The 23,623-nt window shown below is 42.0% G+C and carries 25 protein-coding genes and 3 tRNA genes; 13 read left to right on the forward strand and 15 right to left on the reverse strand.

Annotated elements, in window-relative coordinates; all coding sequences use genetic code 11:
- Positions 1–17 precede the first annotated feature (17 nt).
- Both I5349_RS13430 and I5349_RS13435 read right to left on the reverse strand, forming a co-directional pair.
- Positions 18–1,112 (reverse strand): ferredoxin--NADP reductase, encoded by a 1,095-nt coding sequence (locus I5349_RS13430; RefSeq protein WP_226391303.1) that lies wholly within the window; start codon positions 1,110–1,112, stop codon positions 18–20.
- Between the two features lie 13 nt (positions 1,113–1,125).
- Positions 1,126–3,315 carry a DUF5916 domain-containing protein gene (locus I5349_RS13435; protein WP_226391304.1) on the reverse strand — a complete coding sequence of 730 codons (2,190 nt, stop codon included), beginning with the start codon at positions 3,313–3,315 and terminating at the stop codon, positions 1,126–1,128.
- A gap of 165 nt (positions 3,316–3,480) precedes the next feature.
- On the opposite strand from I5349_RS13435, the gene purB reads away from it, so the two are divergent.
- Entirely contained in the window at positions 3,481–4,824 is a 1,344-nt protein-coding gene (gene purB, locus I5349_RS13440) for an adenylosuccinate lyase (protein ID WP_226391305.1), read from the forward strand.
- Positions 4,825–4,860: 36 nt separating this feature from the next.
- Here purB and ctlX read toward each other — a convergent pair whose 3' ends face one another.
- From ctlX to I5349_RS13460, 4 genes are all read right to left on the reverse strand, one after another.
- A complete protein-coding gene (gene ctlX / locus I5349_RS13445; protein ID WP_226391306.1) occupies positions 4,861–5,766 on the reverse strand; it encodes a citrulline utilization hydrolase CtlX in 906 nt (301 codons plus the stop codon).
- Positions 5,767–5,839: 73 nt separating this feature from the next.
- On the reverse strand, positions 5,840–8,371 hold the full coding sequence (locus tag I5349_RS13450) for an ATP-dependent Clp protease ATP-binding subunit (RefSeq protein WP_226391307.1): 2,532 nt from the start codon (positions 8,369–8,371) through the stop codon (positions 5,840–5,842).
- 73 nt (positions 8,372–8,444) lie between these two features.
- Positions 8,445–9,089, reverse strand: a complete 645-nt coding sequence (locus tag I5349_RS13455; protein ID WP_226391308.1) for a WbqC family protein — start codon at positions 9,087–9,089, stop codon at positions 8,445–8,447.
- Positions 9,089–9,718, reverse strand: coding sequence for an L-threonylcarbamoyladenylate synthase (locus I5349_RS13460; protein ID WP_226391309.1), 630 nt, complete (start codon positions 9,716–9,718; stop codon positions 9,089–9,091). The genes I5349_RS13455 and I5349_RS13460 overlap by 1 nt, the downstream gene beginning before the upstream one ends.
- A gap of 129 nt (positions 9,719–9,847) precedes the next feature.
- Between I5349_RS13460 and mltG the strand changes: the two genes are divergently transcribed.
- From mltG to I5349_RS13480, 4 genes are all read left to right on the forward strand, one after another.
- On the forward strand, positions 9,848–10,885 hold the full coding sequence (gene mltG / locus I5349_RS13465) for an endolytic transglycosylase MltG (protein WP_226391310.1): 1,038 nt from the start codon (positions 9,848–9,850) through the stop codon (positions 10,883–10,885).
- Positions 10,885–11,304: an acyl-CoA thioesterase gene (locus tag I5349_RS13470; RefSeq protein WP_226391311.1), complete on the forward strand. Its 420-nt coding sequence runs from the start codon at positions 10,885–10,887 to the stop codon at positions 11,302–11,304. The genes mltG and I5349_RS13470 overlap by 1 nt, the downstream gene beginning before the upstream one ends.
- Complete coding sequence (locus tag I5349_RS13475; protein WP_226391312.1) at positions 11,291–12,268, forward strand: YihY/virulence factor BrkB family protein; 978 nt, start codon at positions 11,291–11,293, stop codon at positions 12,266–12,268. The genes I5349_RS13470 and I5349_RS13475 overlap by 14 nt, the downstream gene beginning before the upstream one ends.
- A 99-nt stretch (positions 12,269–12,367) precedes the next feature.
- Positions 12,368–12,452, forward strand: a tRNA-Ser gene (locus I5349_RS13480).
- Between the two features lie 1,136 nt (positions 12,453–13,588).
- Here the strand turns inward: I5349_RS13480 and I5349_RS13485 are convergent.
- From I5349_RS13485 to I5349_RS13505, 5 genes are all read right to left on the reverse strand, one after another.
- Positions 13,589–13,936 carry a hypothetical protein gene (locus I5349_RS13485; RefSeq protein ID WP_226391313.1) on the reverse strand — a complete coding sequence of 116 codons (348 nt, stop codon included), beginning with the start codon at positions 13,934–13,936 and terminating at the stop codon, positions 13,589–13,591.
- Positions 13,937–13,942: 6 nt separating this feature from the next.
- Complete coding sequence (locus I5349_RS13490; RefSeq protein WP_226391314.1) at positions 13,943–14,275, reverse strand: hypothetical protein; 333 nt, start codon at positions 14,273–14,275, stop codon at positions 13,943–13,945.
- An 81-nt stretch (positions 14,276–14,356) separates the two neighbouring features.
- Positions 14,357–15,469 carry a TolB-like 6-bladed beta-propeller domain-containing protein gene (locus I5349_RS13495; protein ID WP_226391315.1) on the reverse strand — a complete coding sequence of 371 codons (1,113 nt, stop codon included), beginning with the start codon at positions 15,467–15,469 and terminating at the stop codon, positions 14,357–14,359.
- 239 nt (positions 15,470–15,708) lie between these two features.
- Positions 15,709–15,912: a hypothetical protein gene (locus I5349_RS13500; protein ID WP_226391316.1), complete on the reverse strand. Its 204-nt coding sequence runs from the start codon at positions 15,910–15,912 to the stop codon at positions 15,709–15,711.
- A 7-nt stretch (positions 15,913–15,919) separates the two neighbouring features.
- Positions 15,920–16,471: a hypothetical protein gene (locus tag I5349_RS13505; protein WP_226391317.1), complete on the reverse strand. Its 552-nt coding sequence runs from the start codon at positions 16,469–16,471 to the stop codon at positions 15,920–15,922.
- Between the two features lie 257 nt (positions 16,472–16,728).
- Between I5349_RS13505 and I5349_RS13510 the strand changes: the two genes are divergently transcribed.
- Complete coding sequence (locus tag I5349_RS13510) at positions 16,729–16,905, forward strand: hypothetical protein (RefSeq protein ID WP_226391318.1); 177 nt, start codon at positions 16,729–16,731, stop codon at positions 16,903–16,905.
- Between the two features lie 5 nt (positions 16,906–16,910).
- Here I5349_RS13510 and I5349_RS13515 read toward each other — a convergent pair whose 3' ends face one another.
- From I5349_RS13515 to I5349_RS13525, 3 genes are read right to left on the reverse strand one after another with little or no spacing between them, the layout of a single operon-like run.
- Entirely contained in the window at positions 16,911–17,387 is a 477-nt protein-coding gene (locus I5349_RS13515; protein ID WP_226391319.1) for a nuclear transport factor 2 family protein, read from the reverse strand.
- Position 17,388: 1 nt separating this feature from the next.
- Positions 17,389–18,078, reverse strand: coding sequence for a head GIN domain-containing protein (locus I5349_RS13520; protein ID WP_226391320.1), 690 nt, complete (start codon positions 18,076–18,078; stop codon positions 17,389–17,391).
- Between the two features lie 52 nt (positions 18,079–18,130).
- Positions 18,131–18,802: an SDR family NAD(P)-dependent oxidoreductase gene (locus I5349_RS13525; RefSeq protein ID WP_226391321.1), complete on the reverse strand. Its 672-nt coding sequence runs from the start codon at positions 18,800–18,802 to the stop codon at positions 18,131–18,133.
- A gap of 63 nt (positions 18,803–18,865) precedes the next feature.
- On the opposite strand from I5349_RS13525, the gene I5349_RS13530 reads away from it, so the two are divergent.
- Entirely contained in the window at positions 18,866–19,798 is a 933-nt protein-coding gene (locus tag I5349_RS13530; RefSeq protein WP_226391322.1) for a mechanosensitive ion channel family protein, read from the forward strand.
- On the forward strand, positions 19,779–20,117 hold the full coding sequence (locus tag I5349_RS13535; RefSeq protein ID WP_226391323.1) for an MGMT family protein: 339 nt from the start codon (positions 19,779–19,781) through the stop codon (positions 20,115–20,117). The genes I5349_RS13530 and I5349_RS13535 overlap by 20 nt, the downstream gene beginning before the upstream one ends.
- Here the strand turns inward: I5349_RS13535 and I5349_RS13540 are convergent.
- Positions 20,106–21,557: a sodium:solute symporter gene (locus I5349_RS13540; RefSeq protein WP_226391324.1), complete on the reverse strand. Its 1,452-nt coding sequence runs from the start codon at positions 21,555–21,557 to the stop codon at positions 20,106–20,108. The genes I5349_RS13535 and I5349_RS13540 overlap by 12 nt on opposite strands.
- Positions 21,558–21,617: 60 nt before the next feature.
- Here I5349_RS13540 and I5349_RS13545 point away from each other — a divergent pair, with 60 nt between their 5' ends.
- The 5 genes from I5349_RS13545 to I5349_RS13565 all read left to right on the forward strand — a co-directional run bounded on the left by I5349_RS13545 (position 21,618) and on the right by I5349_RS13565 (position 23,621).
- Positions 21,618–21,908 carry an ATP-dependent Clp protease adaptor ClpS gene (locus I5349_RS13545; protein WP_438865901.1) on the forward strand — a complete coding sequence of 97 codons (291 nt, stop codon included), beginning with the start codon at positions 21,618–21,620 and terminating at the stop codon, positions 21,906–21,908.
- A gap of 17 nt (positions 21,909–21,925) precedes the next feature.
- Positions 21,926–22,540: a recombination mediator RecR gene (recR, locus tag I5349_RS13550; RefSeq protein WP_226391326.1), complete on the forward strand. Its 615-nt coding sequence runs from the start codon at positions 21,926–21,928 to the stop codon at positions 22,538–22,540.
- Positions 22,541–22,594: 54 nt separating this feature from the next.
- Positions 22,595–22,668, forward strand: a tRNA-Ala gene (locus tag I5349_RS13555).
- 116 nt (positions 22,669–22,784) lie between these two features.
- On the forward strand, positions 22,785–23,438 hold the full coding sequence (locus tag I5349_RS13560; protein WP_226391327.1) for a hypothetical protein: 654 nt from the start codon (positions 22,785–22,787) through the stop codon (positions 23,436–23,438).
- Positions 23,439–23,546: 108 nt separating this feature from the next.
- Positions 23,547–23,621, forward strand: a tRNA-Val gene (locus tag I5349_RS13565).
- Positions 23,622–23,623 lie beyond the last annotated feature (2 nt).

Genomic DNA, 23,623 nt, shown 5'->3' on the forward strand with positions numbered 1-23,623 from the left:
CGATTGAGGCCTTTCCATTATCCGATTTCTATCTTGACATCGTCAGTAAGTGGATGTGCTTGACAGCAGAGCACATAGCCTTTGGCCAGTTCTTCTTTGGTCAAACCTGCATCTTCATCCATTTTAACCTGACCGCTGATCAGCTTTCCTCTACAAGCTGTACAGAGTCCACTCTGACATGAATAAGGCATGTCTATATTTTCATCTAAACCCGCATCTAGGATAGATTTCTCTGGTACTACTTCAAAGGAATTCTCCTCACCACCATTGATGATAGTCACCATCTGAGTGAGTATCTTATCAGCACTTACTTTCTTGTCTTTACTTGGCGCATTGTAGAAGCTTTCTTTCTTGATCTTATCCTCTGATATCTTGAGTTTATTGAGACAGTCAACTACACACTCCATCATCCCCTGAGGGCCACAGACGAAGTATTCAGTATTTTTATTTTCACAATATTGAGAGATCATCTCCGAAATCACTTCTTCATGTAATCTACCTTTTCTGCCCTCCCAGCGATCACTTCCTTGACTCAAGACATGCACGATCTCCAGTCTTGACTTCCCATACTTTTCTTGCAGGTCTTCTAGTGCTTTTTTGAAAATGATACTCTCCTCATTACGATTAGCATAGACCAAAGTGATCGTAGACTTCGGTTCATTGATCAAGACAGATTTAGCGATAGCGATCAAAGGCGTGATCCCACTCCCACCTGCAAACAGCATCACATGGCGCTCATTGCTTGAGTGATAGTCTGTCACAAAATTGCCTAGCGGATCCATCACTTCTATGGTCTTGCCAGGCTTCATTTGATCATTGAGATAGTTAGAAACCAGACCTCCCGCTACTCTTTTGACAGAGACTCCAGGAAATGGATCTACAAAAGGAGAAGTACAAAGTGAATAAGATCTGCGCACTTCTTTGCCATCGATGGTCAAGATCAGCGTGAGATACTGACCTGCTTGATAGTCCATGATCTCCTCTGGCTGCTCAAAATAGATACTGACTGTATCTGCAGTTTCCTTTACCACCTCCCTCACTTTCAGCGAGCGATAGTTTGCTTGCTGCTTTTGTGTATTATCCTTTTTTGATTTCTTAAATAAGCTAAACATAAGTCTCTTTCTACTAAACGTTAATCCAATAAGACAACTTCAAAATCAAAGCTCTGTTTTTCACTTTCAAGTTTTCTGGAAAGTAATTATCTGTGTACACTAAGAAAAGATCAGAGACTGGTCTGAAGCGCCACTGAAGGCGTGTATTCAGATTGATATTGTCTATTTGGTTATTATATTGCACAAAGGTACTAATGAAAAGCTGATCAGTAAAGGAAATATCAAATCTAGGCCCTACTAAAAAGAGCGTAGCCGAGTTATAGGGCTGTGGAAGTGATATCTCATTGTAGTTAAAAGCTACAGAAACACTCCCATAAGGCTGGTAGCGGTAGTTGAGTTCACCACTCATCTCAAACCTGTCTCCATTAAAATATTTCCCATGTGCTACTGTCCCAGACCAATTAAACAGCTTTCTCAAGTCTGAATTGTACTGCACCCCATATCTAAAATAACTGTATGATGCGCCAGCAAGTAGCTGCTCCCCACCCGTACGCGTAGGATCAAAAGGAAAAGTAAGAACTAAATACTCGTTGCTCGTGAAGATATTCAGTGAGCTGGTATTTTTCCAATCTATCTGATAGCTAAACTCGATCGTTTCATCTGTTTTCTCTAAAGATTTGTTGGCATAAAGATCCAAGTACACCCTCGGTCCATGTCTCAAAATTGGACTGTTTTCTGGGAAAAAGCGGTAATTGATCGAAGGCTCCAGTCTCCAATAGCTCTGCCTTGGTACAAAACCTACTTCCGCATTATAGTTTTCTCCGACATACTCATGGTTCCACATGATCCGCAGCCCTTTGACATTGTACCCTAAGTAAGAAGCATGCGCGTAACTGTCTGTTGGATTTCCTGGAGAAAAAGACTGATGATAAAAAAACTTACCATTCCATCTGTTATCTGCGGAGGCTAAGTTATAGTCTAAGCCTACTACTCTATTGTATGCTGCTACATTGGTTTGGTCAGCACTAGAAGTCGTCTCTCTATTGACAAAAATGGCTGCAATGTTGGACCTAGCGAATACTTTGCGCTGCACAGTTGCTACTGTAAAGTTTTGTGCAGGGAAACCGATACCATTGTCCCCAGCTGTCTGCATATTGAGTAAGCCTACACGCCAGTTATCATCTAGCTTACCACTAAGTCTCGCACCATATTGTATCCTGTTTTGACTAGTGCGACCTATACTGTCAGTGGCTATACCTATTCTTCTGGAGAAAAATGGCCTAATGCGGCTGAATCCAAAATCACTAAATAAGTCTGCATTTTCTAAGAAAAACTGACGCCTCTCTGGGAAAAATAGCTCAAATCTATTCAAGTTAGTTTGCTGTCTATCTACCTCCACTTGGGAGAAATCAGGATTGAAAGTCAAGTCAAGATTGAGCGCAGGCGTCACCGCTACTTTCGCATCAAATCCTGCACTAGAAGTCGTCTGAGTGGCGGTTCCTTCTTCGAAGTCTTTTTGCAATCCACCTGCTACGAAAGGTATCAAAGCTACATTGGCTCCTGGCTTTTTGAGTGGTTCATCCCAATTCAGATAGCCAGTAAAAGCCAAACTAGACACATCAAAGTTGATCGGGACAGGTATCCAGCTAGACACTTCAAATCGCTTCCGATCATTTCGAGCAAAATTGACTCGCCACAAGTCCTTCCCTTCATTAAAACGCAAAGTCTTAAAGGGAATCGCCATCTCTACAGTCCACCGATCATCATATCGCTTGACTTGGCTAAACCAGCGGTTATCCCAATCCGTAGCTTCTCTATTGCCATTATTGATCAAGGCTTCCCGTTGTACATTGAAGGGGCTGACTGCAAATGAAAAGCCATTAGTGCCATCATTATATGGATCCAAATAGATGACAAATGCATCATTATCATCAAAGTCAAAGTCTCTGCGAAGTGAACTCACTACATAGTCTCCCGGCAGGTCATCATACATCACAGCTGCTACGTACAGAAACTGATCATCATAGGTCATCATCACCTCAGACTTGCTAGACGCAGGAGCAAATTCATTAGGAAAGTTTTGTGTAAAACCAGAAGCACGATCTAGTTTAGACCAAATGACCTCATCCAGATAGCCATCAATCTCTATTTTTTCTGTTGTCTTTACTATCTCCAACTGATAGTCTGTAAAGCGCTCTTGAGCCTTCACCGGAGCTACTATCAGACATGCCACACCAACCAACCAACAAACTATACTTCTCATATTCCCTTAAAAATTCCCGCTGCAAATATCCGACAGCTTCCCTAAAAAGAAAACCTAAAATGCTAAATGGTGAATTTTCAGGCTAAAGGGTCGGATTCTTTTCAAGAAGATTTAGCCAATTAAGGGATAAAGGTTAATTTTGCGTACTCAAATCACAAAGCAGATATGCAATTACATACGCTCTATGCCATCTCCCCCATAGATGGTCGCTACAGAAAGCAAACCGAGTCTTTGGCTCCCTACTTTTCAGAATTTGGCCTGATCAAGTATCGTGTCAAAGTAGAGATCGAGTACTTCATCGCGCTATGTGAATTGCCTTTACCACAGCTTGCAGGTATCAATAAGAGCGTTTATCCTGCATTGAGAGCCATAGTAGATAATTTCTCAGAAACAGATGCTGCGGATATCAAAGTCATCGAACAGACTACCAACCACGATGTCAAAGCAGTAGAATACTTTATCAAACATAAATTTGACAAACTAGGCCTAGCCGAATACAAGGAGTTCATCCACTTTGGATTGACCTCTCAAGACATCAATAACACCGCTACCCCGATGCTGCTCAGAGATGCCCTTCAGACGGTATATCTTCCTGAGTTGCATGCAGTGATCAGTAGTTTAGAAGCTTTGGCAAATGACTGGAAAGACATCCCGATGCTAGCCAGAACACATGGTCAACCTGCTTCCCCTACCAGACTAGGTAAGGAAATCAAAGTTTTTATTGTGAGGCTTCACAACCAACTTTCGCTACTTAATCAAGTCCCTCACGCAGCCAAATTCGGTGGCGCTACTGGAAATCTCAATGCCCATCAAGTAGCCTACCCAAAGATCGACTGGCAAGCATTTGCTGATAAGTTTGTAGAAAAAGACTTAGGTCTTGAAAGAAGCAGCCCAACTACACAGATCGAGCATTATGACCACTTAGCGGCCTGTTTTGACGGTCTCAAAAGGATCAACACCATCCTGACTGACCTATCCAGAGATATCTGGCAATATGTGGCTATGAACTACTTCAAGCAGAAAATCAAAGCGGGTGAAGTAGGCTCCTCAGCGATGCCTCATAAAGTAAACCCTATTGACTTTGAAAATGCAGAAGGCAATCTTGGTATCGCTAATGCGCTGTTTGAACACCTTTCTGGCAAGCTACCCATCTCTAGATTACAGCGAGACTTAACAGACTCTACAGTACTGAGAAATGTCGGCATGCCACTCGCTCACAGTTTTATTGCATTTAGATCTTTGCTTAAGGGACTCAGCAAACTCGAGCTCAATGAAGCGGCTATTCAACACGACCTCAGTGAAAACTGGGCAGTAGTGGCAGAAGCGATCCAGACAATCTTGAGAAGAGAGAGCTATCCTCAACCCTATGAAGCGCTCAAAGCACTCACTCGTAAAAACGAGAAAATCACAGAAAAGACGATTCAGGAGTTCATCGAAACCCTAGAAGTCAGTGAAGACATCAAAAAAGAACTCAGACAAATCAGTCCATTCAACTATACAGGTATCTAAAAAGTAAGAGCAGCCATTTAAGCTGCTCTTTTAATTTCAATACAACTCAGCAATCATGCACCGAGCACTACCTCCACCTATCGTTTCTATGGTAGGGATATCAAGTGCTACTGGCTTAGCGTATTGAGTGATTTGTTTAATCTGTTCGGCATTTAGTGCTTGGAGTGCAGAGGAAGACATCACTGCAAAAACATCCCCTTTAGGATTTCTCACCTCGAGCATATTCCCTGCAAAAGCATTCTTTTGATGCTCTGAGATCTCGATGATTTGCTTACCATTTGCTTGAAGTTTACGCTTGACCTTTTCGCGCTCTTGAGCATCTCTGATACTCTCTAGGCAAACCACCGCAAAAGAAGTTCCTACACACATCATCACGTTGGTATGATAGATCAAAGCATAGCTATCTCCCACCTTTTGATAAGCTTCAAATACGACTAGCTCATAATCCATCTCTTTAGCCCAAGCATCTAATACTGCACGATGTGTCCTATCAGAAAGGCAAGCGTAAGCAACTTGATGCACACGATCTAGCACAAGGCTACCCGTACCTTCTAAGTACTGCTCTTTAGCTTCAAAACCCTCCAAGTGAAGTACCTCTTTATAGCCCAGCTGATGAAGGATATCTAATCTACGCTCTCTCCTTCTCACCGTAGAGTACATGGGATAGAGAACAGCTTTATCTTCATGAAAGCTCACCCAATTGTTTGGGAAAACAGCATCAGTCTTAACCGGTGAGAGCGTATCTTCAACGACCTCTACTTGTATGCCTAACTTGCGTAATTGATTAACCGCTGCATCAAATTCACTTTGTGCTAGGCGGATGACTTCCTCTTGACGGGTATCTAATCGCTTCTGATAAAAATTATTAGCTGCTGTCTCTTCATTGAAGCCAAATGCTGCCGGACGCACCATTAGGATACGTGTACTACTATTATACTTCATATCGTTATGGGTATTAAAAACAAAACACCCACTCATCCAAAGACAAGTGGGTGTATATGATTATTAAATTAAATCAATTTTCATTCTTTGCTTTCTTAGCTTTCTTCACACTCAGTGTGAGTTCATCACCTTCTTTGTGATCAGCCAGTAAAGTATCCCCTTCTACCAAGTCGCCTTTGAGGATCTCTTCAGCGATAGCATCTTCAAGGTACTTCTGTATCGCTCTGTTAAGTGGACGAGCACCGTAAGATGGGTCATAGCCCTTATCTGCCAAGAAGTCTTTTGCCTTATCCGTCAGTTCGATATTGTATCCAAGTGACTGGATTCTCACAAAAAGCTTGTTCAGAGATAGCTCGATGATCTTATGCAGATGCTCTCTTTCTAGGGAGTTAAACACAATCACATCATCCAATCTGTTCAAAAACTCAGGACTAAAGGCTTTCTTCAAAGCACTTTGGATAGTAGACTTCATGATATCATCCATATTGTTTTGCTTCACTTGTGTAGCAAAACCTATCCCAGCACCGAAATCTTTGAGATCTCTCGCTCCGATATTAGATGTCATGATAATGATCGTATTTCTAAAATCTACTCTACGTCCAAGACCATCCGTCAAGATACCATCATCCAATACTTGCAAGAGCAAATTATAGACGTCAGGGTGTGCTTTTTCAATCTCATCTAGCAAGATGACAGAATAAGGCTTTCTTCTCACTTTCTCAGTCAACTGACCACCTTCTTCATAGCCTACATAGCCTGGAGGCGCTCCTACCAGTCTAGATACGGAGAATTTTTCCATATACTCAGACATATCGATTCTGATAAGTGAGTCTTCCTTGTCAAAAAGATAAGTAGCCAACACTTTAGCCAACTCCGTCTTACCGACACCCGTAGGCCCTAAGAAAACAAATGAACCGATTGGTTTTTTAGGATCCTTTAAACCTACTCTTGTACGTTGTATCGCTTTCGTGAGCTTCTTGATGGCATCATCTTGACCGATAACTCGCCCTTTGAGATCTTCACCCATGTTTAGCAATTTCTGCCCTTCATTTTGTGCGACTCGCTTGGCAGGAATACCCGTCATCATAGCGATCACTTCTGCAACATTTTCCTCTGTCACAGTATATCTCTTAGACTTGCTCTCCTCTTCCCACTTCAGCTTAGCCGTATCTAGCTGCTCTAGAAGTCGCTTTTCCTTGTCCCTCAACTGAGCCGCTTCTTCGTACTTCTGACTTTTGACGACTATATTTTTTTCCTTCTTGATATTCTCTACTGCCTCCTCTAGTTTGAGGATTTCATCTGGCACATGGATGTTGTTGATGTGTACTCTCGCACCCGCTTCATCAAGCACATCGATGGCTTTATCTGGCAAGAATCTATCAGATATATATCTGTCTGACAACTTCACGCAAGCCTCTAAGGCTTCATCTGTATAGTTGACATTATGGTGATCTTCGTACTTATCTTTGATATTGTTCAAGATCTGAATAGTCTCTTCTGGAGAAGTCGCATCGATCATCACCATCTGGAATCTACGGGCAAGTGCACCATCCTTTTCGATGTACTGTCTGTACTCGTCTAAGGTAGTAGCTCCGATGCATTGGATCTCTCCTCTCGCCAGAGCTGGCTTGAACATATTAGAAGCATCTAACGAACCACTAGCGCCACCAGCACCTACGATAGTATGTAACTCATCTATGAAGAGAATAACATCCGCTGACTTTTCTAGCTCACTCATGACAGCCTTCATACGCTCTTCAAACTGACCTCTATACTTAGTACCTGCTACCAAAGAGGCAAGATCAAGTGTCACCACTCGCTTATTAAAAAGTACACGAGACACTTTCTTTTGAATGATGCGAAGAGCCAGACCTTCTGCAATAGCTGTCTTACCTACCCCTGGCTCACCGATGAGGATAGGGTTATTTTTCTTTCTTCTTGATAGGATCTGCGCTACACGCTCGATTTCCTTCTCTCTACCGATGATCGGATCAAGTTTGCCATCCTCAGCCATTCTAGTGAGATCTCTACCAAAGTTATCTAGGACCGGTGTACGAGATTTCTCTGCACCCTTGCCAGCAGGGGCATCTCCTCCTCTACCAGAAGCTCCAAAGAGTTTAGAAGAATCTTCGTCTCCATCATCTGCTTCAGGTCCTGACATAGGTGAACCACCTTGATATTCTAGCATTTCTTTGACCACTTCATAGTTGACCTCAAACTTATTGAGGATCTGTGTAGCGATATTTTCATCATCTCTCAAGATCGAAAGCAATAAATGCTCCGTGCCAATGAGCTGACTCTTGAATATTTTAGCTTCTAGATAAGTGATTTTTAGCACCTTCTCTGACTGTCTTGTCAGCGGTATATTCGCTAAGTTTTTCACATTGTGATTGGCTGTACCTTTGACAGATCGCTCGATCGTCAAGCGAAGCTCGTCCATAGGTACCCCAAGCTTTTTCAATATGGAAACAGCAACTCCCTCGCCTTCTCTGATCATGCCAAGGAGCAAGTGCTCTGTACCGATATAGTCATGTCCCAATCTTAGTGCTTCTTCGCGACTAAGTGAGATGACTTCTTTTACTCTATTTGAAAATTTTGCTTCCATATGATGATAGCATTAGAAATGATAATCCTTTAAGAAATATAGGAATAATTGCGTATAAAACACAAATCCTAAATTATTTGTTCGACTCTATTTTTGTCGCCAAGCGCAAGTAATCTTCAGATCTCGGCCCCTCACAAAACAGTAAGTCTATGATGCTCAGGTTAGGCTCAAAGCTTTTGCCAAAAAGTTGATGATAAGTAGGTGCTTCGAAAAAATCTAAAGATTCATGATTTTTCTTTGGATGAATCAAGTTTCGACTATCCAAAACATCTGATCCGACTGTTTTTTCAAAACTTTCCTTTAGACGCAATTTGACAGGTAGTTTGAGCAACTTGAGACATATTGTCAGTAGATCTAGATTAAAATCCGCTAGATATACGTAGTCTTTCTCATAGATCGCTGAAAAATATGGGAAATAAAACTCAAAGAAAGGAGCCTTGCCATACGCACTCTGAATAGACCGCAGGTGTACTTGCTTCCATTTCTGCTGATGATCTATTTTGATCTGATCAAAAGCCTGTTTTTTATTGCCTCCCAGGACAGGTACGATCAAAGTCTCTACCCCATTAGCCCCCAAGAGTCTGGTACGGTTACGAAAGCTTTGTTTCTCATAATGGGCTTTCACATCCAAATCCACGATATCCATTTGGCTCAAAAGTGCCATATAAGCTATCGAAGGCAAGTAGTGAAGCTCTATCAGCACAGTATTATTTGGCATTACAAGAGTTCATTTAAGTCTCCCAAACCTTCTCTGACCAGCTCCACTTCATCCCCAGTACAATCTACGATCGTAGAGGCCACATTATTGCCATAGCCACCATCGATGACGACATCTACTAGATTTTGAAACTTCTCATAGATCAACTCTGGGTCTGTGGAGTATTCTACGACCTCATCTTCATCTCTGATCGAAGTGGTGATGATCGGCTGTCCCAGTTCTTTGACCAAAAGCCTTGGGATCTGATGATTAGGGATCCTAATACCCACCGTCTTCTTTTTATGATTGAGTAGCTTGGGCACATTACTGTTCGCATTCAGAATAAAGGTAAAAGGCCCCGGCAAAGCTTTTTTCATCAACTTAAAAGTAGGAGTAGGTAAGTTCTTCACATACTCAGCGATATTACTCAAGTCATAGCAGATAAAGGAGAAATTATTTTTATCAGGTTTCACTCCTTTGATGCGACAGATACGCTCGATAGCTTTACTATTGTGGATGTCACAGCCTATACCATAGACAGTATCTGTTGGATAGATGATGACACCCCCGTTTCTCAAAACATCCACGATGTGTAGGAGTTTTTTCATATCGGGATTCTCTTCGTACAATTTGATGAATTCTGCTGCCATGAGTTCGCTTCTGTGCTTTGGTCAAAAATGAATCATTAAATTTAGCTATTTTTGCCGAGTAGCGGCATACGCTATCGCTGAAAATCCTGTTTTAAATCTAAACAAGCGATTCGCTTATATCATTGATTTATGCTCAAAAGAAAGAAAATATTACTCATTGCGATGGTCGCATTCTCCATGCTCTTGACGACTTTCGCCTTTTACTTTTACCAGCTTTTCTTTACTGAAAACGTACTCGTAGACAAGGAAGCGAGAACTTTTAGAATCTATGAAGGCGCCACCTTCAAGGCCGTACAAGACTCACTTTATGACCAAGACATTGTGCAAGACTTGGTAGCTTTTAGCTTTGTGGCCAAACTGATGGATTATGACAAAGCTGTCAAACCAGGGCTTTACGAGATCAGTCCAGACATGACCAATCGCTCACTCGTCACCCTCCTCCGCTCTGGACAGCAGCAGCCGCTCAATATCACTTTCAATAATGTCCGTACCAAGAGAGATTTGGCTGAAAAAATCACCAAAAACTTGATGATCAAACCAGAGCAGTTTGAAGCTTTACTGTTGGACACGGCTTACATCGAGAAGTTTGGCTTCAAGCCAGAGACAGTCATGAGCATGTTTATTCCTAACACCTACCAAGTGTACTGGACCACTTCTGCAGAGGAACTTTTTGACCGCATGCATACAGAATACAAGCGCTTCTGGACAGAAGAAAAACTAGCCAAAGCAGCTGCCCTCAAGCTCAGCCCTGTCGAAGTCTCTACCCTAGCCTCTATCGTACAAGCCGAAAGTGTCAAATCAGATGAAAGACCGCGAATCGCTGGTGTATATACTAATCGCCTCAAGAGAGGCATCCCACTCCAAGCAGACCCTACACTGGTCTTTGCACTCAATGACTTCAGCATCAAGCGGGTACTAAATGTACACAAAGAGATCGACTCTCCTTATAATACCTATAAGTACAGAGGCCTTCCTCCCGGGCCTATCAACTTGCCAGACATCTCCGCCATCAATGCCGTGCTAGATGCTGAGCAACACAACTACCTGTACTTCTGTGCCAAGGAGGACTTTTCGGGCTATCATCGCTTTGCCACTAACCTAGCAGAGCACAACCGCAATGCCCGCATCTATCAGCAAGCGCTCAACCGCGCCAGAGTTTATAAATAATGTTTGCAGCTACCACACAAATACGCGTTCGCTACGCAGAAACAGACCAAATGGGCTACGTGTACTATGGCAACTACGCCATGTACTATGAAGTAGGCCGAGTAGAGGCCCTCAGACAAGCAGGCTTTGAGTATAAAAAAATGGAAGAGGATGGCATCATGATGCCCGTCATGGAGAATTACACCAAGTTTCACCAGCCTGGCAAGTATGATGAATTGCTCAGTATCAAGGTGATGCTCAAAGAAAAGCCAAGCGTAAAAATCACTTTCTACTATGAAATCACAAATGAATCAGGCATCTTGATCAACGAAGGGAAAACGACCTTGGTCTTTGCCAATAAATTTACAGGCAAGCCGTGTCGACCACCGCAGTATCTTATTGACTTATTAGACCCTTATTTTAGCGATGGCGCTCATTGAAGCACTCAAGTCTTTTTATGAAGCTCAAAAAGATCGACTGATCCACTACTTGAGTAAGATACACTTTGGAGACCCAGAGGCCAACCTCTATGTACTCATCAACATGTTTTTAGATCAACTCAAAAATGATGAGATCTCCGAGCGTGCAAGTAGTGTAGCTTACAGCTTTACAGTAGCCACCTTCCCTGCCCTACTCTTTATGATCAACTTGGTGCCTTTTGTACAGGAGTTTTATCCTGAGATCAACACCCAAGCCATCATGCAGTACCTAGATGATGTCATGCCCTACTCGCTATATGAAAACATCGCCCCTACCGTAGAAGACATCATCACCAAACCCCGACAGGGCTTACTTTCCTTTGGTTTTGTTGCCGCGCTCGTTTTAGCGACCAATGGCGTACTGGCACTCATGCATGCCTTCAATGCCGTGTACAAAACCTCCGACAAACGAGGCTTTCTACGCACCAGAATGGTGGCTACCGGACTGCTATTCGTCCTCGTATTTTGCTTTCTAGCAGCCATCGCACTGCTGATCGTAGGACAGCAAGTCTTAGACTACCTCGTACAGATCAATGTCTTCAGAGAGTCCTTTACCTATTACCTCATCCTTGTGCTGAGGACACTTTCGCTGGTCCTACTCTTTCAGATGACCATCTCATTCATCTTTCGCTATGCCCCTGCCATCCATGACAAGTGGAAGTTCTTCTCCATAGGTTCTGTACTAGCATCCCTACTCTGCACACTCGCCTCTTTTGGCTTTGCCATCTATATCAACAATTTCTCCAGCTACAACAAGCTCTACGGATCCATCGGTGCCATGCTAGCCTTTATGTTCTGGCTATTCATCATGTCCTTAGTGCTTTTGATCTGCTTTGAGATCAATGTCACCATCGACAAAGTAAAAAAAGGCTACCTTAAAGAGCTCAATGAGAAGCGCTTAAGCAGACAGGTCGAAAAAAAGTAAAAAATTCCATTTCTAGGATTTGGACTGAAATTGATTTGAGCTATCTTTGCAAACCGAAACAGGGCACGGAGGGTCATCCTCTCGCACTGTATCAGACCTAGAGGAGTGGCAGAGCGGTCGAATGCGGCGGTCTTGAAAACCGTTGTACTGCAAGGTACCGGGGGTTCGAATCCCTCCTCCTCTGCAACCTTACATCCCAAAACCCTTGAATTCAGCTGAGTTCAAGGGTTTTTTGTTTTCTAAGTATTTTGATAGTTGGGCACTAGGTGGCTCACTTGGTTAAACATATAGACTTATTATTTTTTCAAGTCCACTAACTCTTCCTTTTGTATTTACATGACTTTAGCTTCTCTAGTTTGATGATTGCAAAATAGTGAGGCTGAATTGAACAAAAAAATGAGATGTCGCTTTTGTCGCATTTGGCGCATTTGGCGTAAAATGTCGCTTTTGTCGCAAATCGACACTTTTGTCGTTAAATGACGCATATGTCGCGCCCCAAAATGCATAATGTCGAAGTATACTCGAGGAAGAGTCGGGGAAGAGTCGAGGATAACCCTGGGGAAACCCTAGGTAAAGTCGAGGAAGAGTAACCTAATGATATAATGTAAACTTAGTAAAATACAATATATCTTCTGAAATCCCTTTCTGTATATCAAGTTGGCTCAGAAAGTATTGCATTAGAAATGTTATGTGTATTTACTGAAAAGTTTAATTTTAAAACCGTTTCCATCTGAGGTCAATTTTCTGAAATGTTCAGTAGCCTGCTACCTTAGCAGGAGATAAAATAAACTAGTTTTTCTGGTCACGCCTTGTTTTTTATGGCTAAGTAAATAAAGAATAAAACAGTAAAACAACAGTGAAAAAAAATTAGAATAGAGTAAATTTTAATTTTTGGCTTACTTAAATGAATAGAATTTACAGCATCCTCATCTAAAACCTTTTTTAAAACCCAGTAAAGTAGGTAAACAACACAAAGGATAATAGAATATCGTAAGTATGAATTTTCTATATATGGAAATAAAAGGTATAAATCTGACAAGATAAAAATAAATGATACATGAAATAAAAGAAGTAAAATAAAGATACTTATTGCCTTCGTATAAGAGCTATTACTATAAACACCTTTATCATAATAATTCTTTAATATGAATAGATATACTAAAAAGAAATGTCTTATTCTATCCATATCTATTCAATTTATTATAATGAAAGTGTAGCCTTCCCTATTTTCGGACAGAGGATAAATATAGGGAATGCTACAAACTCTTTTTATTCGATGAATCGCATCTGCCCAGATTTTATAATATAATCCTATCATCTTCATCCCTTACTTATCAATCCCTTCTCCTCTAGCTCTTTTTTGAGCTTATGATAGGCCCTCAGATTACTTTGCTTGAGGGTCTCTCTATAATCTTCTATCGGAGTAATTATGGGAGTATCAGCCTGGGCCACCTCCACGAGTTTGATACTAATCTTATCTCCTACTGCCAAGGCTTGATAAAACCATTGATGACGAATAGAAGCTTTAAAGTCACTCCCCATAGCACTAAAGTGAAGATCTTCATTGCCTTCTTGGTTTGAAGCTATCATCGTGATGTGCACAGAGGCATCCTCATGCCCCATGACTTTGGTTTCCTGATTTACCCTAATCTCAAATGCCTGCATCATGGTGTATTAAATGAGTCCTTCATCGGATAAGGTTTTTTTTAACTCATAAAAGTGTGCAACTTTCTCCTCATCTGTCCTGTTTTTATAGGGTTCCACCGAGCTAGCTGGATCAAAACTTTCTTGATCGATGACCCGAATCTCGATTTCATCGCCCAAGTCCATTGTTTCATCGAGCCATTGATATTTTTGCGCATTGATAGAGTCAAATCCAGAGACCTCAAATTTAACTTCTTTTTGAGGCGCATCCCTTGACAGCAGGCCAGCATACAGTAATATGCTGCCTCCTGGTATGCCTACCTCAATAATACGCCCCTTATACCGTATCTCAAATCCAAACATATAATTAATTTAAATCGAATATTATCAGCTATTCATTACCATTGTCATAATGAAAATCATAGTTTGAGGTCCTCTAGAACCTTAAAATTTAGGCATAGAATATTTTAGAAACGTATCTGTCTCAACATCAAAGGTGTAAAGCACTTGATGAGTCTCATCAATATCGAAAGAGGTGAAAAAATCCTCCGACACGATTTTGGCTAAAGGCTTCCCCTCCCAATCGAAAAACAAAATTTCAGGCTTGGATTTCCTTTCAGTGGCAAAATCGCTCTCCACTTCATTCAAATGAAGTAAAGCAAAATAATCGTCAAATACCCGCAAATCAGAAAACCTGTACTTTCTATCCATCGGCCCCAAGGCCTCTACAGCTCTCAAGTTGTCCGGTTGACTTTCAAGGCAAATAGTCTTCTTTAGTGAACCATCAAGAGCATATAAATTAAAATAATTCAATTGTAAATACATCTCTGCAATGGTTTCTTTCCCCGGCTGCAGCTGTGTCATAGATGTTATGATGGCAATATTCAAACTATTTGAAATTTGAGACTGGTTTAACTGCTCCAATACATCTCTAGTGGTGGACACTCCCGCAGAATCAAGGGAACGGTTTAGAGCCTGATCTCGATTCTCAGGCTTTCTGACAAAATAGAAAGCTGAGTCCAATACCAAAAAGTCAAAAAGAAAAGGGGAAACGCTTTCATCCACAGCTCGAATCGAGTCTCTCCCCAGACGAACAGATTCATCCATATCCAAGCGCAAAAGTCGACCTCGCTGAAAATCATAAATCAGAGCCGAAGTATCCATTTCAGTAAATTCAAAACGCAAATCATTCGCACTAAGGGTAGAAGACACTTCTTTAGGCCCCTGACCTATGCTTAAAAAGTTTCCATAAGGTTGCATATCAGGTAGCCTAGATACTTGCAACAAATCTTTGTTACCTCTGACTGAAGTGATGAGCAAGTCACCTTCAATGGCAAAGTTCAATAGACCAATGATCTCCTCTCCGACTTGCTGCCCTTCGGCTATAAATAAGGTTTTGGGAAAGTCATAAACATAGCTGATCGAATCGAAAGTCATGTATTCTAAGGAACCATGCTCTGGAAAGTACACCGTTTCATTAGCTCTTTTTTCAGTACAGCTAAAAATTAGCAAACAGATGAAAATGCAAAACAGAAGCGAATTTGAAAGTTTTATCATAGCTGATACAAATAATTAGTAACGAAATAAATCCCTCACTTAATCTGAAAAAGCAAAGTAAAGAAATTGCCTTGTACATAGTTTTGATTACCAAAGGTGTAGATCAGTGGGATAAATTTGAGGCGCATCCCTTGACAGCAGGCCAGCATACAGTAATATGCTGCCTCCTGGTATGCCTACCTCAATGGTCCGACCCTTATACCTTATCTCAAATCCAAACATGAATTTATTAATTAATCCTATGCATTATTTATAACTTTATTGATTGATTTAACCCAATCATCCCATACGGCTTGATCTGCTGGTTTACCATCTTCCAATAATGTCATTGACCCAAGAAAACCCGCTAAATCATCAGATTCAGTCAATTCATAGAGGTTCTCTAAATATTTGAACATGGCTTTATATGCCTCGAAAATCGTTATTTTTTCATCTCTATTCATTTGTTCATTACTTAATCTGAAAAAGCAAGGTAAAGAAATTGCCTTGTACATAGTTTTGATTACCAAAGGTGTAGATCAGTGGGATAAACTTAAGGCTAAAGTCCTCCGAAAAAGCATAGCTCAGAGCAGCCCCAGCATCGACCCCCACCCGGACAAAATTGACATCTCTGGGCGCTACCTCTACAGGATTATTGCGCAAGCCCATGACCCAGTTGACCGAAGGACCTATAAAAGGCGTAAAGCTAAACTTCCCCCAGCGGATCAAGTCATAATTGAGGTGGGAAGCCAAACCGATAGAGACATAAAGTTCTGCAAATACATCATTATCGATCCTTTGATTGAGCACATTGGCTTGCAGTGTCGGACTGAGCGAAAAGCGATCTCGCTTCAAATCTAGCTGCCGCTGCACCATCAAGCCAAAGCCCTGCGTTTCATCCAAGCCCGAAGGACTAAACTGGATCAGCGACCAGCCTCCACCTACATACACTTGCGCCTTCACTGCATGAAAAGAAAGCATAGCCACAAAAACACCGCAAACCACTCTGACCAAAAACTTCATAAGAATTAATTTTTTCTTAAAATAATACAGATCGATGATTAATACAAGAAAGCCTTAAGGATTATAAGGAAAGAGGATGTCAGAATCTAGCGTTTCCACGTAGAGACGCGATTTATCGCGTCTTTATAAGATTTATCGCGTCTCTTTAAACAGTTGATATCGATATGAATTTGCTCCTTGACAGAAGCAGAGAGGATTCAGGACTTCGATTAGCCGCTAGCCAAAAAATATTTAGTATATTGTCGCAAAATTAAAGCATGACCAAAATGGTAAAAGGAATAGTAGCTGGCATCGTGATATTTTTACTTTTTATGCTGCTCAAAAATCAAGTAGAAAACGAACTCGGGCAGATCATCTTCACCATAGCCTTTGTGGTGACAGAGCTTACCATCATCTATTTCACCATCGGAGAGTTTATCATCAAAAAACGCTAGGCTGCTTATTCGCAGCCTTCCTTGCGCCTAGTATCGATCAGGTACACGATCTTCCAGCCCTCAGCCATCCGCACCAGTTGGAAAGAATTGACCCCACAGTGACTAAAGTTGCCATCAAAGTAAAAGGAATAAGGCGTCCACACACTGGCCAAATTGCCATCTATACGGATCTCATAATCCTGGATACGCTCATCTAGGGTATTGGCATTTTGTGCTGCGATACTACGCGTAAAAGCCGCTACAGCATTGCCCCTCACTACGGTCTCCCCCGCTTGATTTTGGCTGATCGTCTGCATGATAGCCCCTTCGGCAAAGGCACTTGCTACCATAGCAGAGTCTGCCCCTCGCATCCCATCAAAGAGATTTTCGATCACTTGCTGCACAGCTGCTTCATCTGTGGACTTGTCCTGTGCCAAAACAAAACTTGCCTGCACCTGAAGACAGATGAGGCAAGTCAGTAAAAAGATGATTTTCTTGTTCATATCAGTTTTGCGTTACACTACCACCTGTCGTGCTTTTCACGTCCTTCTTAGCAGCACTACCTTTATAGATGACTTTGCCTGCGGTGGCAGCACTCGCACTCAGTTCTTTATTGGCTTGCACAGTCGCTTTACCAGCTGAGTTAGCAGTTACGTTCACCACATCCGAACTAAGTTCTAGGGCATTGATCTCTCCATTAGACATGGCCTTGGAAAGTTGAGAATTACTCGACCCTTTGATATACATCTTACCACTGCTGGCTGCTTCTAGGTTGATAAACTCCGCATCCACTTCTGCTTCTAGATATGCACTGCTCGAAACTTTAAATCGGATATCATCTCCTGAGATCACATCAGTCGCCTTGACTTCAGCAGAAGAAGAAGCAGTGATCTCATAGATATCCTTATAAGTCAAGATGACTTTTACCTCGATATTTTTAAAAACACCTGGCTTCAAATCAATTTTCAAAAGTCTGTTATTGATCTCTGTTCTGACCTTTTCGGTCTCTATGCCTCTCGCGATGATTTTGATGGTTTCCTTATCGCCTTTGACCAGCTCTACTTTGATACCATTCCCCACATCTAGTAGGTTAAAGGCACCTAGATTTCGAGTAGTCTCCGTAGTCTGTGCAGATACGATAGTCGCACAAAGGATCAATGTCAGTAATAAAAAATGCTTGATAGATTTCATCATGATCGTTTTTTGGTTTTTGATAAAAGATTAAACGCAAATTCGTTGCCAAAGGCTAAGCATTACCATACATTTTAAAAATAGGCTCTCTCAAAGCACTGGAGGAAACACCAGCCAAGATTTGTTGTGCGATCTCTTCTGGCTTGACCCAATCTGCAAAATTAGCATCCGGCATGCCGGCTCTATTCTGAGGAGTATCGATGATGCTTGGTACGATGACTTGAGCGACTACGCCTGATTTTTCTGCATTCACCATAGCAGCCAGTTCAAAGATCAGTGACTTACTCAGCGCATAAGCCACTACCCCCTTTCCTGCCGAAGGATCTAGGGCTGGTCTAGCACCGATCAGGGTGATGTTTCCCTTTTTTGCCTTTTTCATGAGAGGCAAAGTAGCCCTGACACTATTATAAGCAGTATCAAAGTTGAGCTTCAGCATCTTGTGTATCGCGGATAAATCTGTCTCTGTGATATCACCCATAGCAAAGCCTCCTACCGTAAATACCGCCACATCTATCTGCTGATACTGCTGCGCTATCTGATTGATAAACGACTGAGTGGCCTCCTCACTGGTCAAATCTACTGCTTTGGCATCTATGGCTGGATCTAGTCCTGCGCCCTCTCCTGGCAGTATGGTGCCTGTGACTTGATATCCTGCGGCTAAAAATGCTGCGGCAACAGCTTTACCTAAATTTCCTGCAACTCCTGTAATCAATGCTACTTTATTCATAATATCGTTATTTTTACGTCAACCAAGTTAGTACTTATTGGTCATTTTTAAAATCTGAATACTTTGGAAGGAAAAGCTAAGCAAAATACGGTCAAACCAACGGCAGTTAAAAACAACACTACCCGCTATGTAGTGGAAAAAGAACCACGTAAGCGTTTTGTATTTTTAATTAAGATTATCCTCTTGGGGGCCTTAGTTGTATTGTCTGAAACGCAAAAGGAATGGTTTGATAGTACTACCTTATTCAGCAGATCACTTCGTGCATTATTGATTTTTCTGGAGGCCAATGTGCTGATCTCCTTGACTAGGATCCTGACAGTGTATTATTACATGAATAAAAATGGCCTGTCAGAAACTAAAAACAACAATTTCATCCTTGGGATCAACCGCATCGCTTCGGTGATCAATGCCATCTTTGGTATTGCGGCAGTATTGATCTTCTTCAAAGTAGATCCGCTAGGACTCCTAGCTTCAATATCCATCTTTGCAGCAGCCTTGGCGATCTTATCTAAAGATTACATTTCCAACATGATCAATGGACTCATCATCATGTTTTCAGACCAGCTTTCTCTTAATGACCATATCAAGGTTGGAGATCATAAGGGAAAAATCATCGATGTGACCCTCATCAATGTGATCATTCTCAACGAAGATGATGACATCGTCTACATCCCTAATACCACTATCCTCAACTCCAATATCCTCAATCACTCTAAGCAGAACATCAAGAAGCTAAACTTTGAGTTTGAGTTAGAACCCAAGAAAATCACCTCTATAGAGGCGATAGAAGTAGTGTTCAAAGAAATACTCAAGCCCTTTTCATCCAATATTCTGGATAATAGCTTCTCGCTCAAAGTGATGGAAGTCAAAAAGGATTATGTGAAATTCAAGTTGCAGTTCTTACTACCAAAAGCTGATCAGAAAGATGAAAAGAAAATCAAACGACTGATCAATGCTAATATCATCTCTTTAGCCAGTGAAAAAGGATCAAGCTAATTTCTTTGAAGATGTCTATGAAGTAGTCAAGCAAATCCCTGCTGGACGTGTGACTACCTATGGTGCTATCGCTAATTATCTGGGAGCCAAAGGCAGTGCGCGCATGGTAGGTTGGGCGATGAATGCTTCCTTTAGTATAGAGGGGATCCCAGCACAGCGTGTAGTCAATAGAAATGGTCTTTTGACAGGCAAGCACCACTTCTCAACCCCTACGCGCATGCAAGAGCTACTCGAGCAAGAAGGCATCCAAGTGATCAATGATCAGATTCAAGATTTTGACAAGGTCTTTTGGGATCCTGCCATGGCTTTAAGCATTTGATTTTTTCCTGATCAGCATCAAGCCTAAGAAAGTAAATAGGCCATTGACAATCAATATCTCAAAACCAAACTTATAGCCAAAGAGAAGTTCCTGCGAATAAGTACTCAAGGCAAAAGCAATGCTTGGTGCCAATATCGCCACCAATGGTGTCCAACGGTCATTGATCTGCCATTTGGTAAATAGACCAAAAGCATACAGTCCTAAAAGCGGCCCATAGGTGTAGCTCGCCACAGTGAAGACAGAGTTGATGACACTTTGGTCATTAAGCCACCTGAAGAGTAAGATGACCACAAACATGATTGCAGTAAACATGACATGTACGCGCATCCTCACTGACTGCTGACGCTCTTCTGGATAGCGTTTTTCGATGTCCAAAAAGTCAAAGCAAAAGGACGTAGTCAGGGCAGTCAAAGTAGAGTCAGCGCTCGAATAGGCGGCTGCCGTGATCCCTAAGATAAACACTATCGCTGCCAAAGCTGGAAAATACTGCGTAGCCAACATCGGATAGAGATCATCTGTCCTAGCTGGTATCGCGATACCTTTGGCCTCTGCATAGATATAGAGTAAGGCTCCCAAAGTCAAGAAGAGCAGGTTGACGATCACCAAGATGATGGTAAACCAAAACATGTTTTTTTGCGCTTCCCCGATATTTCTACAAGTAAGGTTCTTCTGCATCATGTCTTGATCTAGTCCTGTCATCACGATGGCGATAAATGCACCAGAGAAGAACTGCTTAAAGAAGTTCTTCCCAGACTGCCAGTCCCAATTGAAAATGGTTGAAAGCTCACTTTCTCCTACCGTACTGATCAGCGCAGCAGGAGAGTGTATGCCTAGCTCATCGGAAATCAGGTAAATACTCACTCCCACAGAGGCTAGCATAAAGAATGTTTGAAGGGAGTCTGTCCATACGACTGTCTTGATCCCTCCTCTAAAAGTATAGACCCAAATCAATAAGACGGTAATGGCGACAGACACCCAAAATGGCACCCCCCAGTAGTCAAAAAGCACCAGTTGTAGGACATTGGCTACTAAGAATACGCGCAGAGAAGAGCCCAATGTGCGAGATAAAATAAAGAAAAAAGCTCCTGTCTTGTAGGACCAAAAACCAAAGCGCTGGTCTAGGTAAGCGTAGATAGAAACCAAATTATACTTGTAGTACATCGGCATCAATACCGTAGCGATCACCAAGTAGCCGGGCACATAGCCTAGCACGAGTTGGAAATAATTGAAATACGACCCTCCTACCTCACCCGGCACAGAGATGAAAGTCACCCCAGACAGCGATGCTCCGATCATACCAAAGGCCACCAAAAACCATGGAGACTCTCTATCTCCTGTGAAAAATGACTTAGCGGTCACTTTGCGAGACGTCAGCTGGGCAACTAAAAACAAGAGGGCAAAATAGACTGTTATAACAAGGAGAATCAGGGGCGCATTCATTTCTTTTGTCTTTTAGAAACCGCTAAAGTTGATGATATTTATTAAATTTGCCAAATGAATATGGAAGCTATCGAATACACATTAGGAGACACATTAGAGGAGCTCCTCTTGGATGATGTGGCACTTGATGATGCCCATGATCTGATGGTTTTTAATGATGATGTCAATACCTTTGAACATGTCATCCAAACGCTGATTAAAGTCTGCAAGCACAATCCAGAGCAAGCAGAACAGTGCACTTGGCTCATACACTTCAAGGGTAAATGCAGTGTGAAAAAAGGTTCTCAAAAAGAACTCAAGCCCTACTGCCAAGGCATCCTCGATGCAGGCATCAATGCAGCAATCGTATAAACTCAAATTAGGCTCCTTTGAACTTCCCCTCTAAACTCATAGAAGATGCAGTCAATGAGATATCCAGACTTCCGGGTATTGGTAAAAAGACAGCATTGAGATTGGTATTGCATCTTTTGAAAGAAGACACATCCAGCAGTATGCAACTAGCCGAAGCGATCGTAAAGCTGCGAACAGAGATCAAGTACTGCGCAAAGTGCCACAACATTTCTGATGCTGAGATATGCCAAATCTGCACCTCCCCTCGCAGACAGCAGCAGCTCATCTGTGTGGTAGAGGATACGAGAGACGTACTCGCTATAGAAAACACTGCCCAGTATCAAGGACTCTATCATGTACTTGGAGGTGTCATCTCCCCAGTGCGAGGTATAGGGCCTAGCGAGCTTAAAATCGAGCAACTCATAGAAAGGATCAAAACGGCAGAGACTCCCGTAGAAGAGATCATCTTAGCGCTCAGCCCTACCATGGAAGGAGATACTACAGCCTTCTTTGTAACGAAAAAGCTGAAGGAGTTTAATATCAAAGTCAGCACCATCGCTAGAGGCATTCCGATAGGGGGTGAACTCGAATATACAGATGAAATCACCCTAGGAAGAAGCATCTTGACGAGAACCCATTATCAAACGGATTAATTTTTAGGTGCCTTGCAATTTCCTGCGGGGGACTATTATATTTGCAAAGCTTTTGGGGGATTAGCTCAGCTGGCTAGAGCGCTTGCATGGCATGCAAGAGGTCATCGGTTCGACTCCGATATTCTCCACTCTCAAGACTTGTAGTTCACTGCAAGTCTTTTTTATTTGTACATTACTCACTCCATCAAGAATAAATAATTTAATTTTTTGAAGAAAGAAGCATTTTTAGTATCTTCAAAAAATTATGTATTTCAGCTTTTTATACAATTATATCGCCCTCATTGGCACACTTGGCTTATTAGTGGCTGGAGATCCGCCTACTGACGAAGTCCAATTCTCCTACAAATCCTATCCCTCATCACTGAGTGCTTCTATAGAAACTGCCTTGGCATCTTATCCCGAGCTAGCGGAAGTTGATATCAGCTTCGAGCTAGTCAAACCACTCAAAACTGCCGTGATGCAAGCGCAGCCTAAGGTGCTGAGCCTCTTATTTGACAAGAAGCAAAACAGAAGATATCGCATCAAAATCAGTGAAACTGTCAATATAGACGGGGAGTCTGTCCCTATTTTTGACCTGCCCGAAGAGGTTTTAGTAGGGTGGTTTGCGCATGAACTAGGGCATATCCAAGATTATTTGCACCGCTCTAAAGTTGACATGCTGAGTTTTGGGCTGCGATATGTGATCTCAGAACCTTTTATGAGGGAAGCAGAGTTGAGGGCTGATCATTATGCGATCGAGCATGGTCTATATGACTTCATCAGTATGACCAAAAAGTACATATTGGAAGATGCTGCTTTTTCAAAAATTTATCGAAAAAAGATCAAGGACCTCTATCCTTCTCCCAAGGAGATCAAACGCTTAGAAAGCAAGCGAATTAAAGTAGCTAAAAGCCAATAGGTTATATTTTTCTCTTTAAATTATCCGCGCTACTGTTTGTAGGTAAGAAATTAGCTGTTACATTTGCAGTCCGAATTCATAGCATTTACGCATGCTACGAAGCTAATCGGGAGTTTAGCTCAGCTGGTTCAGAGCATCTGCCTTACAAGCAGAGGGTCGGGGGTTCGAATCCCTCAACTCCCACT

The organism is Penaeicola halotolerans, from assembly GCF_016464625.1.
In the GTDB taxonomy this organism is placed as follows: domain Bacteria; phylum Bacteroidota; class Bacteroidia; order Cytophagales; family Cyclobacteriaceae; genus Penaeicola; species Penaeicola halotolerans.